This is a genomic window from Thermoactinospora rubra (assembly GCF_002093975.1).
Lineage (GTDB): Bacteria > Actinomycetota > Actinomycetes > Streptosporangiales > Streptosporangiaceae > Nonomuraea > Nonomuraea rubra_A.
Genome location: NZ_KZ084332.1, coordinates 20,956 through 40,230 on the forward strand (window position 1 = coordinate 20,956; position 19,275 = coordinate 40,230).

Here is a 19,275-nt window from a genome sequence, read left to right on the forward strand (position 1 = left end):
CTTGAGCTCCTCGGCCCGCTGCGGCTGGTCGCTGCGCTCCAGGGCGCCCGCCCGCTGCGCGTCGACGGTGAGGTGCCGCGCGATGAGCGCGTCGCGGACCTCGCGCGCCCGAGCGGTGCAGGAAGAGCCGACGCCCGCCGACCCGGTAGAGCCGCCCCAGCGGAACCTCGTGTGACGTGTTCATGCGCCCAAGGGTGCCGCCCTGCCCTTGGGCCAGGGTCAAGCCGGCCGTCTACCGGCCCTTCCGGGGCCCGTGGCCGCCGGACTGCGCCTGCAGGCGCCGCTGCTCCTCCTCGATGATCTGGCGGGCGAGCGCGTGCTCGGAGACGTCCACCGCCTCCGGCGCCGACTCGGCCAGGTCGCTGCGGTGGGCGTACTCGCCGAACAGCGCCGCCTTGGCGCCGAGCAGCTCCAGCAGCCGCTGGTCGACCGAGTCCACGGCCAGCAGCCGGTGGACGTGCACCGTGCGGACCTGGCCCATCCGGTGGGCCCGGGCCACGGCCTGGTCCTCGACGCTCGGCTTGAGCTGCGGCTCGCAGACGATCACCACGGAGGCCGCCTGGATGTTCAGGCCGGTGCCGCCCGCCTCGATCTGGCTCAGCAGTACGGCATGCCCGCTCGCCGCCGAGAACGCATCGACGATCTCCTGGCGGCGGGCAGGGGAGACGGAGCCGGAGACCGGCCCGTGGACGCGCGCGTCGCCCAGCGCCTCGGCCACCGTGGCGAGCACGTCGCGGAAATAGGAGAAGACCAGGACCTTCAGGCCGTTGTCGCGGGCGTCGTCGACCAGCTCGCGCAGGCGCTTCAGCTTGGCGGAGGTCTCCGGGTGGGCGAAGGCGGCGCGGCGCATGGCCATGAAGTTGCGGTCGAGTACGGCCTGCCGGTAGGCGGCCAGGTCGGCGCCGCTGAACTCCACCCAGTCGCGCGACTCGACCCGGTGGGGCAGCTCGGTGAGCACGTCCTCCTGGTTGCGGCGCAGGTAGGCGGGTGCCACCGCCTTGCGGAAGGCCTGGGCGCCGGCGACGACGTCGCTGGTGCGCAGCGTGGCGGCCAGCTCCGGCTGCAGGTAGGCGACGAGCGTGCGGAACTCCTCGACGCGGTTCTCCATCGGGGTGCCGGTGAGGAAGAGCACCCGGTCGACCCGGCGGCACCACTCGGCCACCGCCTTGGATCGCCGCGCTTCAGGATTTTTCACCAGGTGCGCCTCGTCGACCACCACCATGCCGACCTTCACCTCGGCCGGGACCGCGATCTGGTGGAGGCTGCCCAGCGTCGCGACGGCGATCCCGCCCTGCCGTACCCACTCCTGCAGGGCGGCCCGCCGGTCGGGGCCGTGCAGCGGGTAGGCCCGCAGCGTGCTGCGGGACTCGATCTCGCGGGTCCAGTTGATCAGCACGCTGGTCGGGCAGATCACTAAGAAGTGGGATTCGCCCTTCGCGCGAAGGTGGGCCAGCGCGGCGATGGCCTCGATCGACTTGCCCAGGCCCATCTGGTCGCCGAGGATGACCCGCCGCTGGGCGAGCGCGAAGCGGGCGCCGAACGCCTGGTAGCCGCGGAGCGAGACGCGCCGGTGCGTGTCGTCGAGCTCCTGCGCGGTGACCTTCGCGACCAGGTCGTCGGGAAGGAGCCCCTGGCCCGCGGCGGGGGGTTCCCCGGCCAGGTCGGCGAGCAGGCCGTAGTACTCGGCGGACCGGTGCTCGAAGTCCACCCAGGCCTCCAGCTCGGAGGCCGGCGGCCGCAGCAGGTCGGTGGTGACCTGGGTGAGGAGCAGGCCGGTGTCCCCGGCCTGCTCGGCCAGGTCCGCGAGCCGGGCGAGCGCCTGCCGGGCCCTGCGCCGGCCTTCGCCGCCGGTCAGCCACATCCGCCGGCGCCGCCGTGCCGGGCGGGCCTCGGCCAGCAGTGGCGCCAGCTCCTCAGCCAGCCGGCGGGCCGCCTCGGCCGCGCGGCTCAGCTCCGGGCCGGCGGCGACCAGGCGGTGGAGCGCGATGACCAGATCGGTGGTCGTGCGATCCCGCCGGTCGACGTCGATCCTGATGCTCGCGGCCGCCGCGGCGGCCCTGGCGATCTGGAGGGCCGCGGCGTGCATCTGGTTCGCCGTCTGCGCGCCGATGCCGGGCAGTTGTTGCAGCCGGTACGGCGAGGCGTCGCACACGTCCAGGACCGTCGCGTACCCGGCTTCCTCCAGCGCGCCGATCCGCAGGCGTCCCTCGGTGACGTCCTTGATCCTGGCGACCGGGATCTGCGCCAGCTCGGCTCGGGACAGCTCGGCCCGCAGGGCGCCGAGTGCCTCCAGGGCCGCCGCCCGCGCGGTCTCGTGGTCCCGCAGGAGCGTCCGCGCCCGGTCGAGCAGGAGCTCCGCCCGCGTGCAGAGCGCGTCGGCCTCCCGGGCGGAGTACCGCCTGTCGTCCGGCTCTGCCACTCCCGCCCCACCTGCCCGTCGCCGCTCCACGGTCACGGTGAGGTTATCCGATGCTTTCGGGGCCTATGGCGGAAAAGAGGGTTGACCGTGCCGCACCGCCGGGCTAGCGTTCCTTTAAACCAATTGGTTTAAACAAGAGGACGCCGATGCCGACCGACGCCCTGTCCAGGGTCTTCGCGGCCCTCGCCGACCCGACCCGCCGCGACATCGTGGCCCGGCTCGCGGTCGCCGACGCCACGGTGAACCAGCTCGCCGAGCCGTACCGGATGAGCGTGCAGGCCGTGTACAAGCACCTGCGGGTGCTGGAGGAAGCGGGGCTGGTGAGCCGGCCGCCGGGACCGCAGCCGCGGCCGGTGCGCCTGGAGGCCGGGGCGTTCGACCTGCTGGAGGAGTGGATCGAGCGGTACCGCCGCCGGGCCGAGGAGCGCTACCGGCGCCTGGACCGGGTGCTGGCCGCGATGGACCAGGCCGGCGAACACGCCGGCGAGCACGACGAGCACGAGGAGCGCCAGCCATGACGACGAGCATCGAGGCGGACCCCAGGGTCCCCGTCATCCGCATCACCCGCGAGTTCCAGGCCACGCCCGGCCAGCTGTTCCGGGCGCACACCGACCCCGAGCTGTTCGCGCGGTGGATCGGCCCGGACTCCACGAGCACCCGCATCGACCACTGGGACGCGCGCACCGGTGGCAGCTTCCGGTTCGTCTCCGTCGGCGACGACGGCCAGGAGTACGGTTTCCACGGCTCCTTCCACGAGGTGCGCCCGGACCGCATCGTGCAGACGTTCACCTACGAGGGCGACCCCGACGGGGTGGCCCTGGAGACGCTGTGGATCGAGGACCTCGGCGACGGCCGGACCCGGCTGCGCACCCAGTCGCTGGTGGACAGCTTCGAGGGGCGCGACGCCTGGCTGAAGAGCGGCATGGAGACCGGCGTGGAAGAGGGCTACGCCAAGCTCGACAGGATGCTGGCCGATGGCGCTGTCTGACCTGCCGCCCGCCGAACGGCACCGCCGGATCGCCGCCGCCTTCGCCGACCGCGTCCACGGCGCCCGGAACTGGGACGCCCCCTCGCCGGTCGCCGGCTGGACCGCCCGCGACGTGGTGCGCCACCTCGTCGAATGGTTCCCGCCGTTCCTCGCCGCCGGCGCCGGGGTCAAGCTGCCGGACGTGCCGAGCGTGGACGACGACCCGGTCGCGGCCTGGGAGGAACGCCGCGCCGCGGTGCAGGCGCTGCTGGACGACCCGGAGACCCCGCGGCGGATGCTGGTCAACCGGCACATCGGCGAGGTGCCCTTGGACCGCGCGATCGACCGGTTCTACACCTCCGACGTGTTCATGCACACCTGGGACCTGGCCCGCGCCACCGGGCAGGACGACCGGCTCGACGTGGAGGAGTGCGCGGTGCTGCTGGCCGGGATGGAGCCGATCGAGGATGTGATGCGCGCCTCGGGCCAGTTCGGCCCGCGCGTCCCCACCCCGGACGACGCCGACGCCCAGACCCGGCTGCTCGGGTTCATCGGCCGCGACCCGTCCTGGACGCCGGCCTGAGCCCTGGTCGTCTCCGGTGGGCGACCGGGTGCCGTCCTCAAGCGGGCTGTCACGCTCACGCGGACGTCACGCCCGCGGCCGCCGTGGCCCGCCGCCCGCCGAGCCGGGCCGCGTCCTGCGCCCGCCGGGCCTCGCCCAACCGGCCGGCCTGGAGCCAGTACCAGCCGAGCGAGCCGGTGAGCCGCGCGGCCAGCCGCGTGTCGCCCAGGCGCATGGCGGCCTCCAGCGCGCCGCGTAGGTTCGAGGTCTCGGCGTCCAGCCGCCGGATCCAGCGGTGCCGCGCGGGCCCGGTCTTGTACGCCTCGGCGCACTCGGCGAGCTGCGTGTAGTAGGTGGCGTACCGGCGCAGGACGCGATCGTGCTCGCCCGCCTCGCGCAGCCGCTCCAGCCCGTAGGCGGCCACGGACTCCAGCAGCCGGTAGCGGTCGCCCGAGCGCACCGCCAGCGACCGGTCCACCAGGCGCGCCAGCAGGTCGGCGACGTCGGCGGGATCCAGGTCGGGGCCGGCGTCCCGCGCCTCGGCGGCCAGGTCGGCGTCGCCCGGCGGGCCTCCGGGGATGGGCATGGGCGCCGCGCAGACCCGTTCCGCGGCCTCCAGCGTGCATCCGTCCACCTGGACTGCCAGGCGGCGCAGCACGATCCGTTCCGGTTCCGTCAGCAGCTCCCAGCTCCAGTCGATCGTCGCCCTGAGCGTCCGCTGGTGCGCGGGACCGGCCCGGCGGCCGGTGGACAGCAGGCGGAAGCGGTCGTCGAGCCGCTCGGCGAGGGCGCGCACGCCCAGCGACCGGACCCGGGCCGCGGCCAGCTCCAGCGCCAGCGGGATGCCGTCGAGGCGGCGGCAGATCACCTCGACGGCGTCGAGGTCCGCGGGGCCGATCGCGAAGCCCGGCTGCGCGTCCGCCGCGCGGAGGGTGAACAGCCGCACCGCGGCGTCGACGTCCAGGGGCGCGACCTCCCGCACGACCTCGCCCGACACGCCCAGCGGCTCCCTGCTGGCGGCGATGATCCGCAACCCGGGGCCGGCGCGCAGCAGCCGCTCGGCGAGCTTGGCGATCGGCTCGACGACGTGCTCGCAGTTGTCGAGCACCAGCAGCGCCCGGCGGGCGCCGAAGGCCGCCGCGATCCGCTCGCCCGGGTCGGCCGCCCCGCCGTCGTCGCGCAGCCCGAGCGCCGCCGCGACCGCCTCGGCCACGTCGCCCTCGTCCGGCGGGGGTGCGGCGGGCACCGCCGACAGTTCCACCAGATAGGCGCCATCGGGGAAGCCGGGGGCCAGCCGGCGGGCGACCTCCAGCGCCAGGCGGCTCTTGCCCACCCCGCCCGCGCCGGTGAGCGTCACCAGCCGCGCCGTACCCGGCAGGGCGACCAGCTCGGCCAGCTCCTCGTCCCTGCCCACCAGCTCGGTGAGCGGCTCGGGCAGCCGGGCGGGCGCGGGCGCCGGAGGGGCCGGAGGGCGGCGCAGGCCGGGGCTCTGCTCCAGGATCGCCTGGTGCAGGGCGACGAGGTCGGGCGAGGGGTCCAGGCCCAGCTCCTCGCGCATGCGCTCGCGGAGCGCCCGGTAGACCTCGAGCGCCTCCGCCTGCCGTCCCGACCGGTAGAGCGCGCGCATGAGCAGGCCGTGGAAGCGCTCCCTCGTCGGGTGCTGCGCCGCCAGCTCGGCGAGCTCGCCGACCAGCGAGGCGTCCTGGCCGAGCGCCAGCCGTACCTCCGCGTAGTCCTCAAGGGCGGTCAGCCGCTGCTCCTCCAGCCGGGCCGCGGCCCCGCGCACCAGCGCCAGCTCGGCGAAGTCGGCGAAGGCCGGCCCGCGCCACCACGACAGGGCTTCCGCCAGCAGTACGGCCCGCTCGGCCGGGTCGCCGGCGGCCCGGGCGCGGTCGAGGGCCTGCCCGAAGCGGTCCGCGTCGGTGTCGGCGTCGATCAGGTAGCCGGGCGGCCGGGCGACGACCAGCTTCCTGGCTCCCGGCTCGGCCTCGTCGAGCGCCCTGCGCAGCTGCGACACCCTGGCACGCAACCCGGTGAGCGGCCTGCCGGGCGGCTGCGGCCCCCACAGGCTCTCGATGAGCCGCCCGGCCGGCACGGCCCGCCCGTCGTGGGCGAGCAGGCAGGCCAGGAGCGCCCGCACCTTGAGCTCGGGCACCCGTACGGCACGGCCGTCGTCGGCGGTCACCTCCAGCGGCCCCAGTACGGCGAAGCGCATGATCCTCACCCTCAACGATTCCGAATTCGACCCTAACGCCCGCGCCCCAGGCTGATCGCATGACGACTACCACCACTACCCGGGCCGGGGCGCGCGCATGGCTGGGACTGTCCGTGCTCGCGCTGGCCACGCTCCTGCTCGCCGTGGACAACACGGTCCTGGTGCTCGCGTTGCCTCACCTGGCCGCCGACCTGGATCCCAGCGCCACCGAGCTGCTGTGGATCACCGACGTGTACGGGTTCATGATCGCGGGATTCATCATCACCATGGGCTCGCTCGGCGACCGGATCGGCCGCCGGAGGCTGCTGCTGGCCGGCGCGACCGCGTTCGCCGCCGCGTCCGCGCTGGCCGCGTACTCCACTACCACCGAGATGCTCATCGCCGCCCGCGTGCTGCTGGGGATCTCCGGCGCCGCGATCGGGCCCACCGCGCTCGCGCTGGTGGCCGGGCTGTTCGCCGACGCCAGGCAGCGCGCCATGGCCATCGGCGTGTTCACCGCGTGCTTCATGGGCGGGGCGGCGGCCGGGCCGGTGATCGGCGGGTTCCTGCTGGAGACCTTCTGGTGGGGGTCGGTGTTCCTGATGGGCGTGCCGGTGATGGTCCTGGTCGTGGCGGGCGGCCTGATCCTGCTGCCGGAGGCCGCGGCCGAGGGCTCCGGCCGGCTGGACCCGGCCAGCGTGGCGATGTCGCTGGCGGCGATCCTGCCGGTCGTCTACGGCCTGAAGGAGCTGGCCGACGATCCCGCCCGCGTGGCCGCCTACGCGGCGATCGTGATCGGTGCGGTGTTCGGCGTGGCGTTCGTGCGGCGGCAGCGCCGGCTGGCCGAGCCGCTGGTGGACCTGCGGCTGTTCGGCAACCGTTCGTTCAGCGCGGCCCTGGCGATCATGGCGGTCGCCATGGTGGTGCAGGGCGGCGTGTACCTGTTCATGAGCCAGCATCTACAACTGGTCGAGGGGCTGTCGCCCCTGGCCGCCGGGCTGTGGATGGCGGTTCCGGCGCTGGGCCTGGTGGCCGGCTCCCTCGCCGCCCCGGTCGTCGCCGGCGTCTTCCGGCCGGGCCTGGTCGTCGGGGCGGGGCTGGTGGCGTCGGCCGCCGGGTTCGCCGTCGTCGTGGCGGGCGACGGACTGGGCTGGCTGGTCACGGGCGTCACGGTGGCCTTCCTCGGCATGGCCCCCGTGGGCGCCCTGGGACTCGACCTGGTCGTCGGATCGGCGCCGCCGGAACGGGCCGGATCGGCGTCCGCGATGGCCGAAAGCGGCGGCGAGCTGGGAATCGCGCTCGGCATCGCGCTGCTCGGCAGCGTCGGCACGGCCGTCTACGGCAGCGCCGTCACCTCGCCGCAGGCGGGCGACTCGCTGAGCGAGGCGCTCGACGCCGCCGACGACCTGCCGCCGGGCCCTGCCGCGGCCCTCGTGGCGGAGGCGCAGGCCGCCTTCAACCAGGGCCTGCTGGCCGTCGCCGCCCTGAGCGCCGTGCTCGTGCTCGGCCTCGCCGTGGCCGCTGTGACGCTGCTGCGGCACCTGCGCCCGATCGGCAAAACGGAAACAGCGCTTGGCGACTCTGCGGAGAACGCGGGCAACCTGTGAGAATGCTCTCCAGCCGGTGACGGGCGCGGGAATCATCTCATACGTCACCAGTGCCGAGTCCGGGAGCATGATGGCCGAGTTCAGCGAAGAGGACCTGCTGGCGCTGGCAGGGAGCAAGTCCTACAACCGCGGCGTCGGCTACGTCGACGCGGTCGAGGACCTCCAGGCCGACGGCGCCACGATCTGCGCGACCGTGTACGGCAGTGAGCCCTATGACGTGGAGCTGACCGTCGGCCGGCACGGGCTGGAGGGAAGCTGCAGCTGCCCGTGGGGCGAGGAGGGCAACTTCTGCAAGCACTGCGTCGCGGTGGGCCTGGTCTGCCTGCGCGAGCGGGAGCACGGCGATCCCGTGCCCGAACGGTTCGACCTGCGCTCCTACCTGCGGTCGCTGGACCCGGGCGAGCTGGTGGACCTGCTGGTGGAGGTGGCCGAGAACGACCGGGCGGTCCGCCGCCGGCTGGAGCTGCGGGCCGCGGCCGACCCGGCCGGGGACCCGGACGCGCAGGATCTGCATCGGCTGATCGACCGCGCGTTGCAGGTCCGCGGCTACGTCGAGTGGGAGGACAGCTGGGGGTACGCGCAGGCGGTCCGCAAGGTCGCCGGCGAGCTGGGCCGATTGCACCGCGCGGGCCGGAGCGAGGCGGTGGCGGCCCTGGCCGAGCGGGCGATGCGGCGGCTGGGGGAGAACTACGAGCTGGTGGACGACTCCGACGGGCAGGTCGGCGAGGCGGGCCGGGCGCTGGTCGCGGTGCACGCGGCCGCCTGCGCCGCGGCCGGGACGGACCCCGCCGAGCTGGCCTCGTGGCTGCTGGACTTCCAGCTCGGCGAGGCCGACGTCCCGGAGGTGTCGCTCGAGGACTACGCCGACGCGCTCGGCGAGATCGGGATCGACGCCTACGGGGAGCGGCTGCGGCGGATCTGGGAGCGACGCCTGCCCCGCGGCGACCGGCTGATGGAGGAGGACTGGCTCACGCACGCGCTGATGGAGGAATACGCGCGGGCCCGGGGCGATGTGGACCTGCTGGTGTCCGTGCTCAGCCGGGGCGGCGACGGCGTCGCCTACCCGGCCGTCGTCGAGACCCTGCGGGAGGCGGGCCGGACGCGGGAGGCGTTGGAGTGGGCCGAGCGGGGGCTGGCCGCCGCCGAAGGCGCCTACGACCGGCGGCTGGCCGACTTCGCCGTGGCCGCCTACACCGCCGCCGGGCGCGAGGACGACGCGCTCGCGCTGCGCCGCGCTCAGTTCGAACGCGAGCGCTCCCTGGCGGCCTATCAAGAGCTGCACGCCCTGGCTCCGCCGTACCGCTGGCCGGAGCTGCGTGCCTGGGCGTTGGACCTGTTGCGCCGCGATGCCGCCGACCCTCGCCGCGTCCCGGCGGGCTCGCCCCTGGTGGAGGTGCTGCTGTGGGAGAACGCCGCCGAGGAGGCATGGCAGGCCGCCACCGAGTCGGGCGCGGCCGACAGCCAGTGGGCGCGCCTGGCACGGCTGCGGGCGGCCACTCACCCGGCCGAGGCGATCCCTATCTACCAGCGCCTGGCGGAGGCCAAGATCCTTGTGATGAAGAGGGAGGCCTACGCCGAGGCCGCCGACTTCGCGGCGCAGGTCAAGACCCTCTGTGAACGGCTCGGCCGCGGCGATGACGCGCGCGCCTACCTGACGCGGCTGCGTACCGCCCACAGGCGCAAGCGCAACCTCATGGCCGAATTCGACCGCCGTGGACTGTGACCTTGTGGAGAGCGTCCGCATCGAGTGTTCCAGGCCGGCCGAGAGGTCATCTTCCGTCGCACCCGCCGGATAGCATCCTGAGCAAAGCCCGGCCCCGCGATCGGCGGCCGGCGAGGAGCACTCACGACCGGAGCTGGCGCATGCGCGAAGGCCGGTGGACCACCGTCACCGAGTCTGAGTTCGACCATGAGCGTCGGGGCCTGGAGGCGATCCGCGAGCGGCTTCCCGACGCGGAACCCTGGCGTGCCTGGTCCAACTTCACCTTCACGGCCGCCACCGGCCACGTCCGAGAGGTGGACCTCCTGGTCGTCGCCCCCAACGGGGTGTACCTCGTCGAGCTCAAAGACTGGCGCGGCAGCCTCGCCGTGGAGCGCGGGACATGGGTGAACACCACGCCCAGCGGCAGGCGCATCACTCATGGAAACCCTCTGCACCTGGCCAACAGGAAGGCCAAGGAGCTGGCCGGGCTGCTGAGCCGCGGCAAGCGGGTGTGGGTCCAGGAGGCGGTGTGCTTCACCAGCGGCCACCTGCGCGTCAACCTGCCGCCCAACGACCAGAACGGCGTCTACACGGTTCAGGAGCTGGTGAACCTGCTGAAGGGGCCGCCACGCGACGAACGGCACCGCATCACGCCGTCGGACTCGCGCGCCATCAAGGCGACGCTGGAGAAGATCGGCATCCGGCGGAGCGACGCCGAGTTCAAGGTCGGCCCCTATCTGCTCGAACGCAAGTCGTTCGACTCCGGGCCGACCTGGGCCGACTACCTGGCCAAGCACAGCGAACTTCCCGAGCCGGCGCGCATTCGCATCTACCTGCGCGAGCGTGGAGCGGATGAGAGCATCCGCGCGTCGGTGGAGAATGCCGCGCGCCGGGAGGCGGATGTGCTCCGCCGCTTCCGGCACCCCGGAGTCGTCCAGTTCAAGGAGTACTACCCGTCGGGCCACTCGGCAGGCCCCGCTCTCAGCTTCGGCTACCACCCGCAGACGCTCCGCCTGGATGACTACCTCGCCCAGTTCGGCGACAAGCTCGACATCGTCGGGCGCATGGCGCTGGTGCGTCAGCTCGCGGAAACCATGCGCTCCGCGCACTCCCGGCGTGTCTACCACCGTGCCCTGGCTGCCCGTTCCGTGCATGTGATCCCCCGCAACAGGGGCGTTCAGGGGCAGGCGATCGGAGAGGAGACCGCCTGGCTGACGCCACAGTTGCAGATCTCCGACTGGCAGATCGCCACCCACCGTCCCAGCCCCCAGTCCCTGGGGGCGACCAGGCTGGCGCCCTCGGCTCTCTCGGCGATCCACCTGCCGGACGACGCGGAGGCCTACCTGGCGCCCGAGCTGACCGCTCCCAATCCCGATCCCGTAGCCCTCGACGTCTACGGCCTGGGCACGCTGACCTTCTTCCTGGTCACCGGTGAGGCGCCCGCGCCCAGCCAGGCCGAGCTGCTCGCCAGGATGGAAGCCGGGGAAGGACTGCGTCCCAGCGCCCTCGTCGACGGCCTGTCTCCGGACATCGACGAGCTGGTCCAGGCGGCCACCGCCTACAAGCCGGAGCACAGGCCGGCCACGGTCGACGAGTTCCTGGAGATGCTGGAGTGCGTCGAGGACTCGCTCACCGCGCCGGCTCCCGCTGAGACCGCCGCTGAGACCGCCGCAGAGGCCGTCGAGGAGAAGGACCCGCTGGAGGCGGTGCCCGGCGACGTGCTGGCCGGCCGCTGGGAGGTCCGCCGCCGCCTGGGCACCGGCTCCACCAGCCGGGCCTTCCTCGTCCGCGATCTCCACTCCGATCCGAAGGATCGCCGCCTGGCGGTGCTGAAGATCGCGCTCTCGGACACGCGCGCCGGCATCCTGATCCGCGAGGCCGAGGTCCTGAACCGGCTCACGGCGGATTCCCGAGTGATCAAGCTCGTGGAGCACCGGCCGCTGACCGTCGGCGGCCGGACGGCGCTGGCTCTGGAGTACGTCGGCGACGAGCGCGACGGCGACGACGACGGCGAGCGGCCCGACAGGCCACGCCGCCGCGAGGAGACCGTCGCCCGTCAGCTCCGCGAGCGCGGACGGCTCCCGATCGACCAGCTGGAGGCCTACAGCGACTACCTGTTCGGCGCCGTCGACTTCCTGGAGGGCGAGGGTGTCTGGCACCGCGACCTGAAGCCCGACAACATCGCGATCCGGGTCCGCCGCAACCGGACACGCCAGCTGGTGCTGATCGACTTCTCCCTGGCCGGCTATCCGGTCCAGGACACCAAGGCCGGCACGGAGGGTTACCTCGATCCTTTCATCGGCACGCTGACACGGTCGGTCTACGACGCCCACGCCGAGCGCTACGCGCTGGCCGTCACGCTGCACCAGATGGCCTCCGGCGAGATGCCGAAGTGGGGCGACGGCCGGGTCCTGCCGTCACAGACCGATCCGGACGAGTGGCCCTATCCCACGATCGCGGCCGACGCCTTCGACCCGGCCATCCGCGACGGCCTGGTCGCGTTCTTCCGCAAAGCTCTGCATCGGGACGCGAACCGGCGCTTCCCCGACCTCAAGCGGATGCGGGACGCCTGGCGGAAGATCTTCCTCGACGCGGAGACGACGCCGTCAACCGGCCACGCCCTGCCCGACGAGGAGGCCGATCAGCAGCGCGAACGGCTGGCCGCGGCGGTCACCCGCGACACCCACCTGTCTGCCGCGGGCCTGACGCCCGCCGCCGAGTCCTTCCTGTACGACCTGGGCATCACCACGGTCGGCGGCCTGCTCGACTACAGCCAGCGCACCCTCGTCAACGCCCCCGGGCTGGGCGCGAAGACCCGTGAGGAGATTCAGCGGCGGATCGTCCAGTGGGGCAGGCAGCTTCGCGCCGAACCCGTCTCCCCGTTGACTCCCGAGGGACGCCGCGCCGCCAAGGAGGAGCTGGACGGCCTCAGTGCCGGCGAAGCCGCCCTCATCGACGGCCTCGCCACCGGCGGGCACGCGGACGAGCTGCCCGCCAAGGCCCTCCGCAGCGTCAGCCTCGACACGCTGGCCTCGCTCCTCGTGCCGGAACCGAAGAAGAACGGCTCCAACCGCAACGAGGCGGAGATGGTCCGGCTCCTGCTCCGTATCCCGGACGAGCACGGGGAACTGCCCGGGCAGGCGGTCTGGCCGTCGCAGAAGACGGTGGCGCAGGCGCTCGGCCTGAGCCGGGGCCGCATCCCGCAGATGCTCAAGGCCCAGCGGATCCGCTGGAAGCAGCAGCCCGCGCTGCTGGCGCTCCGCCGGCAGGTCATCGAGATCGTCGCCGAGCTGGGCCGGGTGGCCTCCGTCACGGAGGTGGCCGACGCGCTGATCCTGCGGCGTGGCACCCGGCTGAACAAACGCGGGCAGCGGCGGGCCCTCGCCCTCGCGGTGACGCGCGCCGTCGTCGAGATGGAACAGCTCGACCCGCGCGAACGCAGGCTCATGCACACGGCCGGCCGTGACGAGACCCCCGGCTTACTGGCCATGGAGGTGGCGGACGGCGAACCGCCCACCACCCCCTCGGCTCCCGGCCTGCTGGACTACGCGGTACGGCTGGGCCGCGCCGCCGACAACCTGGCCAAGCTCGACACGCTGCCGACCGCCAGCACCGTGCTGACCCAGCTACGCGCCGTCACACCCCCGCAGGGCACGATCGAGTGGGACGAGCGGCGCATGGTCCAGCTCGCCGTGGCCGCCTCCAAGAACGCGGCGGTCACCCCGCGCCTGGAGATCTATCCGCGCGACCTGTCGCTGGTCCGCGCGCTCAGGCTCACCCAGGCCGGCCTGGTGCGGCACATCCCCGGGGTGCCGGACGAGCGGCAGCCGGGCCTGACGGTGGAGGAGATACACGAGCGGGTGCGGGCGCGCTTCCCCGAGCTGGGCGACGGCAGCCTGCCCACCGGGGCCGTGCTGACCAGGGCTCTGAAGGAGGCCGGGTTCGACCTCGTGCTGTCCACCCGCGAGGGCACCGGCAACCAGCGCTACCTGCCCAGGAACCTGGACAGGATCACCAGCAGCGTGACGGCCTCCGCCCAGCGGCGGGCCACCCGGCTCAGCCAGGCCGACCGATACGCCGACGACCCCGAGCTGGCGGGCGCCGTCAGGGCGGACGAGCAGTTGGCCGCATCGGCGCGCAGAGACGGGTTCCGGGTGCTGACCGTGCACACCGCCAGGGTCCGCGGCGCGATTGCCGAACTGGGCGGAAGCCGCTTCGGCGCCCAGGTCGTCTCCGTAACGGAGCTGTTCCTCCAGGCCATGCACGAGCTGGTTCCCCCGGGCACCAAGCCGACCTGGGAGACGATCCTGCGCGCCGACGTCGCCGAGCCGGGCAGCCGGGCGGCGCTGAAGTTCGCCGAGTACAGCAGGACCGCGTGGGCGCGGGTCGAGCCGCGGCTCCGGGCGCTGCTGGGGTCGGGGAGCGGGCCCGTGCTGCTCATCGACACCGCGGTGTTCGCCAGGTACGACGCGATGAGCGTGCTGGACCGCCTGGCCGCCGCCGCGCGGCAGGGCACGCGAGGGCTGTGGCTGCTGTGCCCGCAGGCCGACCCGGGCCGCGAGCCCCGGCTGGGCACTGTCGCGGTGCCGTACCAGGCGGGTCTGGGGGAGTGGATCGAACTGCCGGACTCGTGGGTGACGAACCTGCATCGGGCCGGTGCAGGCGCGGGGTAGCCGATAGCATCCGTCTGTCGCGTGCCCCCGCCCCCCTTCGGAGGAGACCGGTGATTGACCGCAAGGCGCTCCTGGAGGACCTGAAGCAGCAGGTCAAGCTGGCCGAGGCCGATCTCGGCAGGCAGGTGGGGGAGCTCCCGGCGGTGGCGGCGCGGTTGCGCGCGGAATACGACCAGGCACGCAAGCTGGGCAGGACGGCGGCCACGTGGAGCGCCTGGCTGGACGAGCGGATCACGCAGGTCGCGGTGGCGTGGGTGCTCGGCACGGTGTTCGTCCGGTTCTGCGAGGACAACCGGCTGATCGCCGAGCCGTACCTGACCGCGCCGGAGGCCGAGCGGCGCGACATGGCACAGGCCCGGTATGAGGCGTATGTCGAGACCGATGCCGACCCGACCTACCGGGGATGGCTGGAACGTGCCTTCGCCGAGCTGGGGGAGGGGCAGGCCGGGCGGTTGCTGTTCGACCCCCGGCACAACCCGCTCTTCCAGATCCCGCTCAGCCACGACGGGGCCGGTGAGCTGGTCGAGTTCTGGCGGCGGCGCGACGAGAGCGGCGTCCTGATCCACGACTTCACCGACCCGCTGAGCGAGGACGGCACGTCCGGGTGGGACACGCGGTTCCTGGGCGACCTCTATCAGGACCTGTCGGAGGCGGCGCGCAAGACGTATGCGCTGCTGCAGACGCCGGAGTTCGTCGAGGAGTTCATTCTGAACCGGACCCTGGAGCCGGCGATCAGGGAGTTCGGCCACGAAGAGCTGAAGATGATCGACCCGACCTGCGGGTCAGGTCACTTCGTGCTGGGCGCCTTCCGGCGGCTGGTCAGGTTGTACGGCGAGCGGCAGCCGCACCGGGACCGGCACGAGCGCGTCCGGGCGGCGCTGGACTCGGTCCACGGGGTGGACCTCAACCCGTTCGCGGTGGCCGTCGCCCGGTTCCGGCTGCTGGTGGCGGCGATGGCGGCGGCCGGGGTCCGCACCATGAGGGAGGCGGCCAGGTACGAGTGGCCGATCCACCTGGCGGTGGGCGATTCGCTGATCAAGGCGCGGCAGCTGCCCCTGACGCTGGGTGAGGAGGTGCCGGGCGATCCGCTGGCCGACTTCGCGTACTTCACCGAGGACGTGCACGAGCATCCGGGGATTTTGGAGCCGGGGCGCTACCACGTGGTGGTCGGGAACCCGCCGTACATCACGGTCAAGGACAGGAAGCTGAACGAGCTCTACCGGGAGCTCTACGACGCCTGCGCTATGCAGTACGCCCTCTCAGTGCCGTTCGCGCAACGTTTCTTCGAACTGGCCAAGCGTGGCGATGCGGATGGGCGCGGCTACGGTTTGGTCGGCCAGATCACGGCCAACTCGTTCATGAAGCGCGAGTTCGGCACGAAGCTCATTGAGGAGTTCTTCGCCCACAAGGTTGAGCTGACTGAGGTCATCGACACGTCCGGGGCGTACATCCCTGGTCACGGCACGCCGACGGTCATCCTCATCGGCACCCGGCGGTCCGGTCGCCTGCGGGGAGACACGGTGCGGACCGTGCGAAGCGTTCAGGGGGAGCCGTCCACGCCGGACAACGCCGAAAACGGATTGGTCTGGCGCGCGATTGTTGACCAGATCGATAAGCCTGGTTCGGTCAGCCAGTGGGTTTCGGTGGACGACCTGAAACGTGACCGCTACTTCGGCAAGCAGCCGTGGATCCTAGCCGATGGTGGCCTGGAGATGGTCGAGCAACTCAACGCGGCGTCGGTTGAACGGCTGATAGCTTCAAGGCAGACGATTGGGCGCTATACGCATACAGGAAGCGATGCGGTCTATTTTGCGCCTAGTGGGTCGTGGAAACGATTCGGTGTGCAAGGCCGCCACATTGTGCCCTTGGTGGAAGGCGACACTGTCCGGGACTGGCGGGTTTCGGAGGAAACGGAGTCCCTGTTTCCGTATGGGGCGGATCTTCGGGCGGAGCTTACTTCCGATGTTGCCCCAATCTTGTGGCGCTATCGCAAGCTGCTGCGGGAGCGTCGAGAACCGGGCGGCATACATGAAGAGATCGGACTTACGTGGTACGAATGGAGTCGGTGGCACCCCGAGAGATATTCGGTGCCGCTTGGCATTGCATTCGCGTTTGTGGCGACGCACAACCACTTCGTGCTGGACCGGGGCGGGAAGGTGTTCAACCGTTCCGCACCCGTGATCAAGTTGCGGGAGGGCGCAACCGAGGAAGAGCACCTGCGCCTGCTCGGGCTGCTCAACAGCTCCACCGCCTGCTTCTGGCTGAAGCAGGTGAGTCAAGGGAAGGGAGGCAGTGGCCTCGGGCGGGGGATTCAAAGCGAAGCCTGGGAGGAGCGCTACGAGTTTACCGGCACCAGCCTAGAGGAGTTCCCTCTCCCCGCCAGCTACCCGACTGAGCTGGCAACGGAGCTGGACAACCTCGCTCAGCAGCTCGCCGCGATCACTCCCACTGCGGTTGTCGCCGCCGGACCCCCAACGGCCACCGCCCTGCGCGAGGCCAAGGCCAGATGGCATTCCATCCGCGCCCGCATGATCGCCCTCCAGGAAGAACTCGACTGGCAGGTCTACTCCCTCTACAACCTGCACCCCGAAGACCTGCGCGCTCCCGAGGACACCGTCCCCGAGCTCGCCCTCGGCGAGCGTGCCTTCGAGATCGTCCTCGCCCGCAAGGTCGCCGGCGGCGAAGCCTCCGGCGAATGGTTCAGGCGCCACAACTCCACACCCGTCACCGAGATCCCCGGCCACTGGCCCGAGCCGTACAAGAAAACGGTCCAAAGGCGGATCGACGCCATCGAGAGCTCCCGGGCGATCGGCATGGTCGAGCGGCCGGAATACAAGCGCCGCTGGGCCACCGAAGGGTGGGACGCGCTCCAGGAGAAGGCGCTGCGCTCCTGGCTGCTCGACCGGATGGAGTCCCGCGACCTCTGGTACGACGAGAACGGCCGGCCGGCGATCCTGACCCTGGCGCGCCTGGCCGACCAGCTCTCCCGCGACGCCGACTTCGTCTCCGTCGCCAGGCTCTACGCCCCGCGGCAGGAATTGCACCGGCTCGTCGCCGACCTGATCTCCACCGAGCACGTCCCGTTCCTGGCCGCGCTCCGCTACAAGCCCAGCGGGCTGAAGAAGCGCGCCGACTGGGAGGAGGTCTGGGAGCTGCAGCGGCAGGAGGACGCCGCGCCGGAGTTCTCCGACGACCCGGCCGTCAAGACCAAGAAGCAGATCCGCGACACGATCCCGGTGCCGCCGAAGTACACCTCGGCCGACTTCCTCCGCCCGTCGTTCTGGACGCATCGCGGCAAGCTGGACGTGCCCAAGGAGCGGTTCATCTCCTACGGCGACGCCAACGTCCAGACCCCCGACCTGTACGGCTGGGCGGGCTGGGACCACCGGGAGCAGGCGCAGGCCCTGGCCACGTACTTCACCAACCACCCGATGACCACGCAGGAGATCACCCCGTTCCTCGCCGGGCTGCTCGAACTCCAGCCCTGGCTCGACCAGTGGCACGACGAGTTCGACATCCTCTACAGCGGCTCGCCCGCCGGCTTCTTCGCCGCCTACCGCCGCCAGAAACAGGGCGAGCACGGCCTGACCGACGACGACCTGCGCGCCTGGCGGCCCGGCAAGCCCAGCCGGGTAAAGAAAAAGTGATCCGCGCCGCTACTCTCGGTAGAGTATTCGTCACAAGTAGCCCATGAGGTGATCGGCGCGCGGAGGTGCGGAAGTGACCGGCCAGCTTGAAACAGCCTTCCGCCCCCTCATCCCGGCCACGGTCATCATCGACAGCCGCAACCTCGCCGGCCAGGCTGCCGAAGTGCTCGGCGCACGCCGCTATCCGACGGTTCCGGGCGTGGAGGCCGCGCTGAGAATGTACGGCTTCGCCGCCCATCAGGTCATCGCGGCTGTCGCCACGCGGGCGGATGGTGGGGCGGGTACCTGGCTGGCTCGCGAGATCCGCCGAAACTGCGACTACGCGCAACGCATCGAGGACGCGGGCGGTCACGTGCTGAGGGGCTACCTTCGCGAGAAGTTCGGCAGGCCCGAGGAAAAGCAGGTTGACGTGCTGTGCGCCCGAGCCATCGCCTCCGCCGCGTACGCAGCCCGCCATGAGGGTTCGCCGTCTCGGGCGATCGTGCTGCTGAGCAAGGACGCCGATCTCACACCGATGTCGGAGTTCGCGCACACTCTTGACGTGCCGGTCTACTTCGCGGCGCCCTCGGTCGTGCACAATCGCAACCTCGATCACTGGCTCCTGCTCGGCCAGGCGGCGCTGGCCGTGATGACGGAGGCCAGGGGCACGGTCGGTCACGGGCTGCGCGACCAGATCGCGAGGCTGGCCTTCGAGCGGTGGGATCGCCCCTATGACTGGACGGTGTCGGGCTTCGCCACGCGGCAGGGCCGGGAGGTGGTTCAGCTCCGGAATGCCGCCGGCGTGCCGGGTACCGTGCCGCTGGCCGAGTTCGGCGGATGCCGCCCGGCTCCGCGGAGCGTTCACCGGCTCTACCCCGCCGGTGTGGATCTGGGCGAGCGTAATGCCGAGTTCCCCTGGGTGGCGCTCGCTCGGTGCGCGCCCGCCGTCCGGGATCCGAACCTGCTCAAGGTCAAAGTGGTCGAGCGGATCGGGCCCACCCTGGTGTCGGTCGACCTGCCCGGCGGGCCGCGTGGGGTCAAGGTGGATGTCCCGGTGGACAATGTGGCCGTGGGGCGGGCCATCGTGGTCTATGACGACGGCTATCGCGCCCGATTCGTCGGTGGGTTGGAGGGAGTGACCTCCGGTGCCTCGCCACTGCTCACACCGCTTATCGCCGAGATCACGGGCTTTCTCCCCGGGACGGGAGTGGCGAAGGCCGTGCTGGCCGACGGGCGGGCCGTGGTGGCACGGCTGCCACGCGGTTTCCGCGGCGGGATCGGCGCCCGCTATGTCACCGTGGCTGCGGGCGAGACCCGTGACGGCAACCCGCTCTACCAGGCGGTCTCCAGCCCGCTTGTCCCGTGACGCGATCGAGGGCGGACCGCAGGCCCGCCCTCGATCTAACTCATCTGCCGGCCCCTACGTCCGGCACAGCGTGTAAGCGTCCTCTCGGACGGCTTCAGTATCGACGCTATCGGGCATCGAGTCAAGCGCGATCTCACAGAGAGGGCATGAACAAGCACG

Annotated in this window: 10 protein-coding genes; 8 read left to right on the forward strand and 2 right to left on the reverse strand. The window is 72.1% G+C overall.

Annotated features, from left to right (window positions below; genetic code table 11):
- Positions 1-232: 232 nt before the first annotated feature.
- A complete protein-coding gene (locus BSB02_RS12170; protein ID WP_143590541.1) occupies positions 233-2,419 on the reverse strand; it encodes a DEAD/DEAH box helicase in 2,187 nt (728 codons plus the stop codon).
- Positions 2,420-2,565: 146 nt separating this feature from the next.
- Between BSB02_RS12170 and BSB02_RS12175 the strand changes: the two genes are divergently transcribed.
- The 3 genes from BSB02_RS12175 to BSB02_RS12185 are packed head-to-tail and all read left to right on the forward strand — an operon-like array spanning position 2,566 to position 3,969.
- A complete protein-coding gene (locus tag BSB02_RS12175; protein ID WP_084958872.1) occupies positions 2,566-2,937 on the forward strand; it encodes an ArsR/SmtB family transcription factor in 372 nt (123 codons plus the stop codon).
- On the forward strand, positions 2,934-3,407 hold the full coding sequence (locus tag BSB02_RS12180) for an SRPBCC family protein (RefSeq protein WP_084958873.1): 474 nt from the start codon (positions 2,934-2,936) through the stop codon (positions 3,405-3,407). The genes BSB02_RS12175 and BSB02_RS12180 overlap by 4 nt, the downstream gene beginning before the upstream one ends.
- Positions 3,394-3,969, forward strand: coding sequence for a TIGR03086 family metal-binding protein (locus BSB02_RS12185; RefSeq protein WP_084958874.1), 576 nt, complete (start codon positions 3,394-3,396; stop codon positions 3,967-3,969). The genes BSB02_RS12180 and BSB02_RS12185 overlap by 14 nt, the downstream gene beginning before the upstream one ends.
- A 55-nt stretch (positions 3,970-4,024) precedes the next feature.
- On the opposite strand, the gene BSB02_RS12190 is transcribed toward BSB02_RS12185, so the two are convergent.
- Complete coding sequence (locus BSB02_RS12190) at positions 4,025-6,163, reverse strand: AfsR/SARP family transcriptional regulator (protein ID WP_084958875.1); 2,139 nt, start codon at positions 6,161-6,163, stop codon at positions 4,025-4,027.
- A gap of 59 nt (positions 6,164-6,222) precedes the next feature.
- Between BSB02_RS12190 and BSB02_RS12195 the strand changes: the two genes are divergently transcribed.
- From BSB02_RS12195 to BSB02_RS12215, 5 genes are all read left to right on the forward strand, one after another.
- Positions 6,223-7,749, forward strand: a complete 1,527-nt coding sequence (locus BSB02_RS12195; protein WP_084958876.1) for an MFS transporter — start codon at positions 6,223-6,225, stop codon at positions 7,747-7,749.
- A 67-nt stretch (positions 7,750-7,816) separates the two neighbouring features.
- Positions 7,817-9,472, forward strand: a complete 1,656-nt coding sequence (locus BSB02_RS12200; RefSeq protein WP_143590544.1) for an SWIM zinc finger family protein — start codon at positions 7,817-7,819, stop codon at positions 9,470-9,472.
- A 140-nt stretch (positions 9,473-9,612) separates the two neighbouring features.
- A complete protein-coding gene (gene pglW, locus BSB02_RS12205) occupies positions 9,613-14,124 on the forward strand; it encodes a BREX system serine/threonine kinase PglW (protein WP_084958878.1) in 4,512 nt (1,503 codons plus the stop codon).
- Positions 14,082-17,771 carry a BREX-2 system adenine-specific DNA-methyltransferase PglX gene (gene pglX / locus BSB02_RS12210; protein WP_240506378.1) on the forward strand — a complete coding sequence of 1,230 codons (3,690 nt, stop codon included), beginning with the start codon at positions 14,082-14,084 and terminating at the stop codon, positions 17,769-17,771. The genes pglW and pglX overlap by 43 nt, the downstream gene beginning before the upstream one ends.
- A 73-nt stretch (positions 17,772-17,844) precedes the next feature.
- The gene (locus BSB02_RS12215) at positions 17,845-19,116 is read left to right on the forward strand and encodes a hypothetical protein (protein WP_084958880.1); all 1,272 of its coding nucleotides are present in this window, start codon (positions 17,845-17,847) and stop codon (positions 19,114-19,116) included.
- The last annotated feature ends 159 nt before the right edge of the window (positions 19,117-19,275 follow it).

Excerpts from the sequence above, each read along its gene's own strand:
- BSB02_RS12175 (WP_084958872.1), top strand. The coding sequence starts at position 2,566 with ATGCCGACCGACGCCCTGTCCAGGGTCTTCGCGGCCCTCGCCGACCCG.
- BSB02_RS12180 (WP_084958873.1), top strand. The coding sequence starts at position 2,934 with ATGACGACGAGCATCGAGGCGGACCCCAGGGTCCCCGTCATCCGCATC.
- BSB02_RS12185 (WP_084958874.1), top strand. The coding sequence starts at position 3,394 with ATGGCGCTGTCTGACCTGCCGCCCGCCGAACGGCACCGCCGGATCGCC.
- BSB02_RS12190 (WP_084958875.1), bottom strand. The coding sequence starts at position 6,163 with ATGCGCTTCGCCGTACTGGGGCCGCTGGAGGTGACCGCCGACGACGGC.
- BSB02_RS12195 (WP_084958876.1), top strand. The coding sequence starts at position 6,223 with ATGACGACTACCACCACTACCCGGGCCGGGGCGCGCGCATGGCTGGGA.
- BSB02_RS12200 (WP_143590544.1), top strand. The coding sequence starts at position 7,817 with ATGATGGCCGAGTTCAGCGAAGAGGACCTGCTGGCGCTGGCAGGGAGC.
- pglW (WP_084958878.1), top strand. The coding sequence starts at position 9,613 with ATGCGCGAAGGCCGGTGGACCACCGTCACCGAGTCTGAGTTCGACCAT.